This is a genomic window from Cricetibacter osteomyelitidis (assembly GCF_004340985.1).
Classification (GTDB): domain Bacteria; phylum Pseudomonadota; class Gammaproteobacteria; order Enterobacterales; family Pasteurellaceae; genus Cricetibacter; species Cricetibacter osteomyelitidis.
In genome coordinates, this window is sequence record NZ_SLYB01000046.1 from 1 (window position 1) to 9,946 (window position 9,946).

The 9,946-nt window shown below is 40.2% G+C and carries 10 protein-coding genes, 2 tRNA genes and 1 pseudogene; 5 read left to right on the forward strand and 8 right to left on the reverse strand.

What is annotated here, in order from left to right; translation table 11 throughout:
- Positions 1–245 precede the first annotated feature (245 nt).
- Together EDC44_RS12550 and EDC44_RS12555 are read right to left on the reverse strand one after the other, a co-directional pair.
- Complete coding sequence (locus tag EDC44_RS12550) at positions 246–338, reverse strand: methionine/alanine import family NSS transporter small subunit (RefSeq protein WP_131979644.1); 93 nt, start codon at positions 336–338, stop codon at positions 246–248.
- Complete coding sequence (locus tag EDC44_RS12555; protein WP_131979647.1) at positions 339–1,847, reverse strand: sodium-dependent transporter; 1,509 nt, start codon at positions 1,845–1,847, stop codon at positions 339–341. It abuts the gene before it with no gap.
- Between the two features lie 281 nt (positions 1,848–2,128).
- Between EDC44_RS12555 and dprA the strand changes: the two genes are divergently transcribed.
- Positions 2,129–3,265, forward strand: a complete 1,137-nt coding sequence (gene dprA / locus EDC44_RS12560; RefSeq protein WP_131979650.1) for a DNA-processing protein DprA — start codon at positions 2,129–2,131, stop codon at positions 3,263–3,265.
- Between the two features lie 42 nt (positions 3,266–3,307).
- Here dprA and EDC44_RS12565 read toward each other — a convergent pair.
- From EDC44_RS12565 to EDC44_RS12590, 6 genes are all read right to left on the reverse strand, one after another.
- Positions 3,308–3,383: transfer RNA gene (locus tag EDC44_RS12565), tRNA-Asn, on the reverse strand.
- A 4-nt stretch (positions 3,384–3,387) separates the two neighbouring features.
- Positions 3,388–3,463, reverse strand: a tRNA-Phe gene (locus EDC44_RS12570).
- A gap of 136 nt (positions 3,464–3,599) precedes the next feature.
- The gene (gene mltC, locus EDC44_RS12575; RefSeq protein WP_131979653.1) at positions 3,600–4,670 is read right to left on the reverse strand and encodes a membrane-bound lytic murein transglycosylase MltC; all 1,071 of its coding nucleotides are present in this window, start codon (positions 4,668–4,670) and stop codon (positions 3,600–3,602) included.
- A 12-nt stretch (positions 4,671–4,682) separates the two neighbouring features.
- On the reverse strand, positions 4,683–4,955 hold the full coding sequence (locus tag EDC44_RS12580) for an oxidative damage protection protein (protein ID WP_131979656.1): 273 nt from the start codon (positions 4,953–4,955) through the stop codon (positions 4,683–4,685).
- Positions 4,948–6,081, reverse strand: a complete 1,134-nt coding sequence (gene mutY / locus EDC44_RS12585) for an A/G-specific adenine glycosylase (protein ID WP_131979659.1) — start codon at positions 6,079–6,081, stop codon at positions 4,948–4,950. The genes EDC44_RS12580 and mutY overlap by 8 nt, the downstream gene beginning before the upstream one ends.
- 236 nt (positions 6,082–6,317) lie before the next feature.
- Complete coding sequence (locus EDC44_RS12590) at positions 6,318–6,908, reverse strand: TetR/AcrR family transcriptional regulator (protein WP_165870269.1); 591 nt, start codon at positions 6,906–6,908, stop codon at positions 6,318–6,320.
- A gap of 153 nt (positions 6,909–7,061) precedes the next feature.
- Between EDC44_RS12590 and EDC44_RS12595 the strand changes: the two genes are divergently transcribed.
- The 4 genes and pseudogenes from EDC44_RS12595 to EDC44_RS12610 form a co-directional block, all read left to right on the forward strand.
- Positions 7,062–8,276: a Tm-1-like ATP-binding domain-containing protein gene (locus EDC44_RS12595; protein WP_131979665.1), complete on the forward strand. Its 1,215-nt coding sequence runs from the start codon at positions 7,062–7,064 to the stop codon at positions 8,274–8,276.
- 9 nt (positions 8,277–8,285) lie between these two features.
- The gene (locus tag EDC44_RS12600; RefSeq protein ID WP_131979668.1) at positions 8,286–9,113 is read left to right on the forward strand and encodes a phosphoenolpyruvate hydrolase family protein; all 828 of its coding nucleotides are present in this window, start codon (positions 8,286–8,288) and stop codon (positions 9,111–9,113) included.
- 112 nt (positions 9,114–9,225) lie between these two features.
- A pseudogene (locus tag EDC44_RS12605) lies at positions 9,226–9,486 on the forward strand (M24 family metallopeptidase); the annotation flags it as partial.
- 133 nt (positions 9,487–9,619) lie between these two features.
- Positions 9,620–9,946, forward strand: a 327-nt coding sequence (locus EDC44_RS12610; protein WP_279388384.1) for a contractile injection system protein, VgrG/Pvc8 family, incomplete at its 3' end; no start/stop codon positions are given.

Below are 9,946 nucleotides of genomic sequence, written 5' to 3' on the forward strand. Positions count from 1 at the left end.
CAAAAAAGAACGACGCGAGGCGTATTTTTAAATCTTTTACAACGTCGCGTCGTTGTGTGGGGCGTATTATAGGGATTTGAAAATTCTTTGCAAGTGTTTTTTTGTAAAAAAGTATAAAATTATTTTCAGTGGCTGTTTTTCTATACAAATCGTCTATTTTTCATTATTTAAAAATTCTTCAAAAGAAAACCGCACTTTATGGATGGCGATTTTCACCTATTAAAGTGCGGTCTGATTTTAGAAAATTATTCTTTTGGTAAACGTTTTACCGCAACTAACAATCCTCCCCAGATAATGATCAATGCGACTGTCATCATAATAATTGCTGTCGTACTCATTTATTCCTCCGAACCAGAATCTTGTGTATCAAATTTCCATTTAAGACGCGAAAGTAAGATTGATACCACGACTAATCCAATCGCCATCCCCCAACCGAATGTATTCACAAACCAGCCCGGATAACCTTCATAGCCTTCTTTAAACACTTTTGCACCTTCACTGAACAGCATAAAGGCTAAGATGCCGGTAGTCACAACGACACAAAAACGCCAGATAAAGCCGACTTTAAGTGACGAGGTTGCATTTAAATGATCGCCTAATAAACCTAATTTTTCGCTTGCTACAATCACAAGCAACGAAACAAACGCTACCGCAACGATACCGAAATAGTTAACAAATTTATCTAATACATCAAGCATCGGTAAGCCTGTCGTTGTACCGAATAATACAACAGACACAATCATCATCGGTATACCGACTAAAAAAGTTACTTTTGCACGACGGATTCTTAATTTATCCTGTACTGCTGAAATAATAACTTCAATTACGGAAATAAATGAGGTTAATGCCGCAAAAGTTAATGAACCGAAGAATAATACGCCTAACGCTTGACCAAAAGGCGCTTCGTTAATAATGGTCGGGAATGCAAAGAACGCTAAACCAATACCACCTTTCGCCACTTCACTAACCTCTTGACCGGCTGCTGTTGCCATAAAGCCTAAGGCAGCAAATACACCGATACCGGCTAACACTTCAAAACTGCTGTTCGCAAAGCCTACAACTAAGCCGGAACCGGTCAAATCCGTATCTTTTTTCAAATAAGATGCATAGGTAATCATGATACCGAAACAAATGGAAAGCGAGAAAAAGATTTGTCCGTAAGCCGCAATCCACACGCTCGGATCCGCTAGTTTATCCCAATTTGGTGTGAATAATGCATCTAAACCTTTTGCCGCACCCGGTAAAAAGAGTGATGACACAACTAAAATAATAAACATCACAACTAAAACAGGCATTAATACATTGGATACTTTAGAAATTCCTTTTTGTACTCCTAATGCCAATACTCCGAGAGCGACAAGCCATACGGCAATTAACGGGCCCACTACCATACCAACAAATTCAAAGCTCACTCCTTGGGAAATATCGCCCATTTTCAAGAAATCGCCAATGAAAAAATCAATCGGTTTATCACCCCAAGCCGTGTTAAAAGAAAAATACGTATAAGTTGCCGCCCAACCTAATACTACAGCGTAATAAAGACCGATAATGACATTCACCATGACTTGCCACCAACCGAATACTTCAAAATTTTTATTGAAGCGGCGGTAAGAAAGCGGTGCTCCGCCACGGTGGCGATGACCAATTGCATAATCTAAAAAAAGTAATGGAATACCCGCGGTTAATAAGGCGATTAAGTAAGGAATAATAAACGCACCACCACCATTTTCATACGTGGTATAAGGGAACCGCCAGATGTTCCCTAGACCGACAGCAGAACCGATTGCCGCGATAATAAAAGCACGTCTGCCCGAGAAGGTTTCACGCGCCGGATTTTTTGTTGACATATATAAGACCCATTAGTTTCTGTTAAAAGAAAGTTAAATATTAGCTGAATAAGCCGTATAGTCAATAAAAAATCCGTAATTCTGACCGCACTTTCGCTGAATTTGCGGATAAAAACGATGTTTTGGTCAAGATAATATAAGAAAAAGTACCAAAACGATCGTTTTTTGTGATCCCGCTTCCAAAATACCTCTTTAATTTAACGCTAGCATTAAAAATTCTTTTGAATGCATTTTATAGTGTTTCTATATAACTTCTAAACTCTCTAAAGTGCGGTCAAAAAATGAAAAATATTGAAACTATTCTGCGATTATTACAAGTTCCACGTATCGGAGCCGGTTCTGTTAATAAATTACTCGAGCAGGTCAAACTTGATGAATTCATTGATTATGATATGACACAACTACAATATTTGGGCTGGCAGTCTGATCAAATTCAACAATGGTTTAAACCGAAACGGCAATTTATTGATCCGGCATTAGAGTGGGCGATGAAAAACGGGAATCATATTATTGCTCTCCAAAGTGACACTTATCCTTATTTATTGAAGCAAATTGATTCAGCTCCGCCCTTGTTATTTGTGCAGGGCAATGCAAATACTTTATCGCAACCGCAGATTGCTATGGTGGGCAGTCGTTATTGTTCTCATTATGGAGAATATTGGGCAAAATATTTTGCGACGGAGCTTTGGGCAAACGGATTGATTATCACCAGCGGCTTAGCTTTAGGCATTGACGGATTTTGTCATAAAGCGGTGGTGGAACAACAAGGACAGACCATCGCAGTGTTAGGCAGCGGACTGGAAAAAATTTATCCCGCAAGACACCGCACTTTAGCACAGCAAATTATTGAAAATAACGGTACATTAGTGTCCGAATTTTTACCGCACCAAGTGCCGCTGGCAGAAAATTTTCCAAGACGCAATCGCATTATCAGCGGGTTATCATTGGCAACACTGGTTATTGAAGCCTCAGAAAAAAGCGGTTCGTTAATTACTGCCCGTTATGCCTTAGAACAAGGCCGCGATATTTTTGCCTTGCCCGGCAATATTCAAAACGAATTCAGTCAAGGTTGTCATAAGTTAATCAAACAAGGGGCAATGTTAGTGGAAAACGTGAAAGATATTTTGGAAAATCTATCGTTATCATCAAGTTATTGGTTCCAGCCGCAAGCCTATGTCGACGACCCCCTGCTTCAACCCGAAAAACTCACGCAAAACCCACCGCACTTTCCAACATCAAAATCCGCTATTAAACCGGAATATCCGGAATTATTTAATGCCATTGGATATGAAGGACAAAGTATTGATGATTTAACGGATAAATTACAACTCTCAGTAGACCAGCTGTTAATTCAATTATTAGCGCTGGAATTACAGGACTTGATTGTGAATGAACAAGGCAAATATCGCCGAACATAGAAAGAGAAAAGCCGCTAGTTTTCACTAGCGGCTCTCGGAATATGGCTCCTCCTGCTGGACTTGAACCAGCGACATATGGATTAACAGTCCACCGTTCTACCGACTGAACTAAGGAGGAATAGTGGTGCCTCGAGGCGGAATCGAACCACCGACACGGGGATTTTCAATCCCCTGCTCTACCGACTGAGCTATCGAGGCAACTCATCAGTGGTGCGTATTAAACGATTTTTTCAGTGCCAAGTCAACAACTAATTTTAAAAAATTTAATATTTATTTTCCAACTGAACGCTTTATACGCAACCAGTTTAGATTTAATACAGTTTTCGGTTAAATATTATTGCTTAACGCGATAACTCTTTTGTGCTTTATCCACTTTCAATAAATAATTTCTCGCCTGCGACGACGGGTGAACCGTTGTCAAAATACGATAAACTTGTTCCGGCAGCAGTTTATTTATACGATAAATCGCTTCTTCCTTATCATCATCAAACACTCGCAACACTGCTCCTGCACCACTGTTATAGGCAGAAATCATTGCATAACGCATTGAAGTCGGATTTTCGATACCTGCTAAATAGTTATTTCTCAAAATGGATAGATACATTACGCCCGCATCAATATTTTTCTCCGGATCGAATAAATAACTTTTCGACGGCTGGCCGCCCATGCCTTTATCACGGAAAATATCACGTCCGGCGGTATGCGGTACTATTTGCATTAAACCGATTGCATTAGCATAACTAATCGCATACGGGTTAAAGCTGGATTCCGTTTGCATAATGCCTAAAATCAGGCTTTCGTCAATATTATAACGACGTGTAGCCTTACGAATTAACGGCAAATATTTTCTTGCCCGCACATTCACATGGTTGGCAATCATTGGGATCGACACGTAAATCACATTACGTCCGTTTGCTAAACGGCGTTCCTGTAATTTATTTTGAATCAAATAATTGGCAAAATTGCCCGCTACCGTAGTATTGGTAATGGCGCCGCCGAAATTATCCACCACTTGTCCAGCCAAGAATGGGCGGGAGCTAATCGGTACATCACCCACGGCGAACAGATCGATACCATTTGCATCGGAACCCATTAATAATGTATGTACAATGGCATTATACAACCGGGCGGTATCCACCTGTGTTTCAATGGTAATCATGCCTTCATCAAAGCTTACATGGCTACGAGTATAATATTGATCCGTATATTTAACGTAATCTTTACGGCTTGCCACCAACAGCTCATTCACTCCCCAGATTTGGTCGATATTTTGGGAAAATTGTCCGGTGAGAATATCCAAACCGCGTGTATCTTTAGAAAACACATCATCGTAATCCACGCGTCTGGATGAACCACCACAGGCCACTAAAAAAGGAATAATTGCTAATACTAAAAATTTTCTCATTTTTTCAAAATCTTATGCTGACGGCGGAATATAGCCTTCAATATGAACTTCTTTACCTTCAAATAAAAAATTCACCATTTCTTGTTCTAATAATTTACGATGATCCGCATTCATCATATTTAATTTTTTTTCATTCACCAGCATGGTTTGTTTTTTTAACCACTCGCTCCACGCTTGTTTGCTGATGTTATCAAAAATACGTTTTCCCAACTCGCCCGGATACAGTTGAAAATCCAGCCCTTCGGCATCTTGTTTTAAATAAGTGCAAAATACGGTTCTAGTCATTTGTTTTTCCTTTAATATAAATTGATTCAAATTCCATTAACAAATTTTTGACCGGCGTTGCCAAGCCGATTTGCTCCGGATTTTCCAAATCATACCAATATTTGACCGCACTTAATAGATTAGATTCATATTTCCCTGCATTTTCTCTGATATTTTGCCAATTCGAATAATTCTCGTTCTGTGCAACTCCCCCAAATTGAGCATAAATCGGATGAATATCCAAATGGAAATGGCTGAAAGTATGACGAAAACTTGTCCATTCCTGATATTGGGAAATTCCCTGTTGAGCTAAATAATCCAACACATCAGCTTTCTGAGCAAATTGTGGAAAGCAATATAATCCACCCCAAATCCCTGAATTTTCCCGCTGCTCCAAGCAAACTTTGTGATCTTTCGCCAAGATTAAGAAATAGGCTTCTCGTTCCGGCAAGACTTTTTTAGGCTTTTTGCCGGGATAATCCGTATAATTTTGCTCAATATTTGCTTGGCAATCAATTTTTAACGGACATAAATCGCATTTTGGTTTCGTGCGGGTGCAAATCATCGCCCCCAGATCCATCATCGCCTGATTAAAATCCGCTACCCGTTGCCGAGGAGTTACTTCACTGCTTAACTGCCATAATCTATTTTCCACGGATTTTTCTCCCGCCCAACCGGAAATAGCGAAGTAACGGGACAACACTCGTTTTACATTACCGTCTAAAATAGGATAAGGCTGATTTAACACCGATGATAAAATGGCTCCCGCCGTGCTACGGCCAATACCGGGCAACGCCCATACTTGCTCAAAATCCGTAGGAACTTCCCCTTGATACTGATCCCGCACTACTTGCGCCGCTTTATGCAAATTTCTCGCCCGAGCGTAATAGCCCAAGCCGGTCCATAAATGCAAGACTTCATCTAAGGGAGCATCGGCAAGTACGGTAATATTCGGGAAAGTTTTAATAAACCGCTCAAAATAGGGAATCACTGTCGCTACTTGAGTTTGTTGCAACATCACTTCCGACAGCCACACGCCATATAATGTTTTATTTTGTTGCCAAGGTAAGTGTTTGCGACCAAATTGATCAAACCAAGTCAACACAGATTGAGCAAAAGGGGCATTGAGAGATGATTGAGCGAGCATAAAGAATAAAATCAAAAAGTGCGGTTAAAATTTGTCGAATTTTAGCACGAAAAAGACTAAAACCATCATAACAATTTCCAAAAACTTTCATTGATAAAAATCAAAACCAGTCATTATAAAGTGCTCTCTAATAAAATTGATGATATTTTAGGTGGTTAGATAAAAAGAATGGTCAGAACCGGTTATATTCTGACCATTATATTTGTCCTTAATACCTCAATTTATACATTAAAGCATTATTCTTCCTCTGAACCGGTGTTTTCCTTTAACGCATAGGTCGTCACGGCATCGGCAATCCACTTGGTAATATGAGTGATTTCCTGCAATTCCAAATTCCAAATATCTTTTAACACCACAAAAACCTCCGGCCCATAGATAAGTGAATAAGCATAAAGCAATTTATTATAAGCCTGTTCGGATAACCGGTTTTTTAGTGGGTGGGCAATATTATCCAAAATGTCTCTACGATGTCCTCGCACAAGATGTTCATTACGTTTGTTGGCTTCCCATTCTTGTAATGAAATGCTTAATGCCGCTCTAAAAGCACTTTCGTGTTCCTCTAAAATCGGATAAGCAAAATCAAGTAGCTGATGTATACGTTTTAAGGGTAACTGTTCGCTCGGTTGCCATTCCAGAATAGGCTGTAAGCAAATTTCTACAATAGCCTGAATCAGGCTTGTTTGAGTCGGAAAGTAACGATAAGCTGTTGCTCTGGATATTTCCGCTTCCTTTGCAACATCTTGTACTGTCGGATATATCCCTTTGTTGAGTAAATCAAGGGCGGTTTCCAATAAATATTTTTGCGTTCTGTTTTTAATATTGGTCATTTGTATAAAATTTATCCATATAATCATAAAAAATGAGATCGAGATCTCATTTTGAGATAAAAGTCTCTTGGTGAGATTGACGTATCTTTTTCAGTCTAGCATAATCCGTTCCAGCTTAAAACATTTCCTTTATTACACCGCAAGGAGCAAAATATGCCGACAAAATCTATCTATATTGCAAGTACATTAGATACAAAAGGCGATGAAGTTTTATTTGTGAAAAAACAAATAGAAAAAGCAGGCATAAAAGTGGTTGCCGTGGATTTATCGACTAAAAGTAAGCGGTGCTGTGCAGACGCTGATATTAGTGCAGTTCAAGTCGCCGCTTATCATCCGGATGGGGAAGATGCGGTATTTTGCGGCGATCGGGGGCGAGCGATAAATGCAATGTCTGAAGCCTTTAAACATTTTATACTAGCCAGAGAAAATGTCGCCGGTATTTTAGGGTTGGGCGGCTCAGGCGGTACGGCTTTAATTACACCGGCAATGCAGGCATTGCCCATCGGTTTACCTAAATTAATGGTTTCAACTATGGCATCAGGGAATATCAGTAATTATGTTGGGGTGGCTGATATCGCTATGATGTATTCGGTAACCGATGTTGCCGGAATAAATCGTATTTCACGATTAGTATTATCTAATGCGGCTAATTTTATGACCGGCGCGGTTTATTTTAAATCAAACACAGAGAGTAATGAGCAAGATAAGCCGGCATTAGGTTTAACAATGTTTGGTGTGACGACGCCTTGCATTAAATTTATTTCGCAAGCATTACATCATCGGTTTGATTGTTTGGTTTTCCACGCCACCGGCAGCGGCGGAAAATCAATGGAAAGATTAGCGGAAAATCAGCTGTTGGATGGGTTATTGGATATAACCACTACGGAGATCTGCGATTATTTATTCGGCGGTGTTTTGGCTTGTGATGAAAATCGCCTGGATGTCGTCGCACAAACCAAACTCCCTTATATCGGCTCTTGCGGAGCCCTTGATATGATAAATTTCGGGCACATTGATAGTATTCCTGAGCAGTATCGCAATCGTTTATTTTATCCTCACAATGCGCAAGTCACACTAATGCGAACAACCGCAGATGAAAATCGTCAGCTTGCAGAATGGATCGGTCGTAAATTAAATAAATGTGAGGGAAGCGTTAAATTTGTTATTCCTGAAAAAGGCTTTTCAGCCTTGGATGCGGAAGGAATGCCTTTTTATGACCCGGAAGCAAACCAGGCTTTTATTGATACTTTGTATCAAACCGTGAAGCAAACGCCAATGCGCCAATTAATTACACTGCCTTATCATATCAATGATGAAGAATTTGCAGCCGAAATTATCAAATTATTTAATCAACAATTTTCCGATTAGGAGGAAGTAATGAAACATTCAAGAGAGGCTTTATTAGCTAAATTTCACAAAATGATCCAACAAGGCGAGCCAATTATCGGCGGCGGAGCAGGAACCGGATTATCAGCAAAATGTGAAGAGGCCGGCGGTATCGACCTTATTGTTATTTATAATTCAGGACGTTATCGTATGGCAGGCAGAGGCTCGTTGGCGGGTTTATTAGCTTATGGTAATGCCAATGATATTGTTGTAGATATGGCAAAAGAAGTGATTCCGGTTGTCAAACATACACCGGTACTTGCCGGGGTAAACGGAACGGATCCTTTCTGTAATTTTGATAAGTTATTAGATGATTTGATTGCGTTAGGCTTTGCCGGTGTGCAAAACTTCCCGACCGTCGGCTTAATTGATGGTAACTTCAGAGCGAATTTAGAGGAAACCGGAATGGGTTATGGGCTTGAAGTGGATATGATTAAAAAAGCCCACGAAAAAGGGTTATTGACGACACCTTATGTTTTCAGCGAAGAAGATGCTGTGGCAATGACAAAAGCCGGAGCGGATATCATTGTGCCACATATGGGATTAACAACCGGTGGTAATATCGGCGCAGAAACGGCTTTGACACTTGAAAATTGCGTACCGTTAATTAATCAATGGGCTAAAGCGGCTAAAGCGGTTCGTTCAGATGTGATTGTGCTTTGTCACGGTGGTCCGATTGCAACACCGGCAGATGCACAATATATTTTAGCGAATTGTCCTGAATGTCACGGTTTTTATGGTGCAAGCTCAATGGAACGTTTACCTACGGAAATAGCGCTAACTCATACAACAAAGGAATTCAAGAATATAAAACGTTAATTGCGAACAAAAGTGCGGTCGAAAATTTGAATTTTTTTACCGCACTTTGATCTGCCCCCTCTTTTTTGTTCAGCTTCTTTATAAAATTTGAAATAAACCAGACCACTTGCTTGTAGGACATTGGCTGGGGCTGGATGTGCACGATGTCGGCAATTACGGTACGGAACGAGATCGCCCGCTTGAAATTGGTATGGTGCTCACATTAGAACCGGGGCTATATATTGCAAGTGATGCGGATGTACCTGAACAATACAAAGGCATTGGTGTACGAATTGAGGATAATTTATTAATCACCGAATATGGCAATAAAAACCTGACCAGCGGCTGCCCGAAAGAAATTGCAGATATTGAGGCGATCATGAATGCTCAATAAGCGTGAAAACCTAGACTTTCTGACAGTTTTTTAGTATAAAAATTAAATGTCCGCAGAGGTCTGGATTTTCACCGAAAAGAGTATGTATACTTGGAAAAATTTATGAATAACTGAACTTAAATAGGAAAATACAATGCCCCAACAATCCGACTACCGCTATAGTTTAAAAGTGAACGGCACTACCGAATTTGATGTCGTCAGTTTTGTATTAAAAGAAGGGCTTTCGCAGTTATTTAGATTGGAGCTGGAGTTGGCGAGTTTTGATTCATCACCTTCTTTTGCTGAGATTTTGGACAATAGCGCCACACTGACTTTCTGGCAAGGCTCTGAGCCGGTACGTTATGTTAACGGGGTTGTGACGCAGTTGGTACAGGGCGAAAGCGGCTTTTCCCGCACCCGCTATAACATGGTTATCGAGCCGGATTTGGTGCGGGCCTCCTATCAATCGGACAATAAAATC

Coding starts and splice junctions, on each gene's coding strand:
- mltC (WP_131979653.1), bottom strand. CDS start 4,670: ATGAGAAAATTTTTAGTATTAGCAATTATTCCTTTTTTAGTGGCCTGT.
- EDC44_RS12595 (WP_131979665.1), top strand. CDS start 7,062: ATGCCGACAAAATCTATCTATATTGCAAGTACATTAGATACAAAAGGC.
- EDC44_RS12555 (WP_131979647.1), bottom strand. CDS start 1,847: ATGTCAACAAAAAATCCGGCGCGTGAAACCTTCTCGGGCAGACGTGCT.
- dprA (WP_131979650.1), top strand. CDS start 2,129: ATGAAAAATATTGAAACTATTCTGCGATTATTACAAGTTCCACGTATC.
- EDC44_RS12580 (WP_131979656.1), bottom strand. CDS start 4,955: ATGACTAGAACCGTATTTTGCACTTATTTAAAACAAGATGCCGAAGGG.
- EDC44_RS12600 (WP_131979668.1), top strand. CDS start 8,286: ATGAAACATTCAAGAGAGGCTTTATTAGCTAAATTTCACAAAATGATC.
- EDC44_RS12550 (WP_131979644.1), bottom strand. CDS start 338: ATGAGTACGACAGCAATTATTATGATGACAGTCGCATTGATCATTATC.
- mutY (WP_131979659.1), bottom strand. CDS start 6,081: ATGCTCGCTCAATCATCTCTCAATGCCCCTTTTGCTCAATCTGTGTTG.
- EDC44_RS12590 (WP_165870269.1), bottom strand. CDS start 6,908: ATGACCAATATTAAAAACAGAACGCAAAAATATTTATTGGAAACCGCC.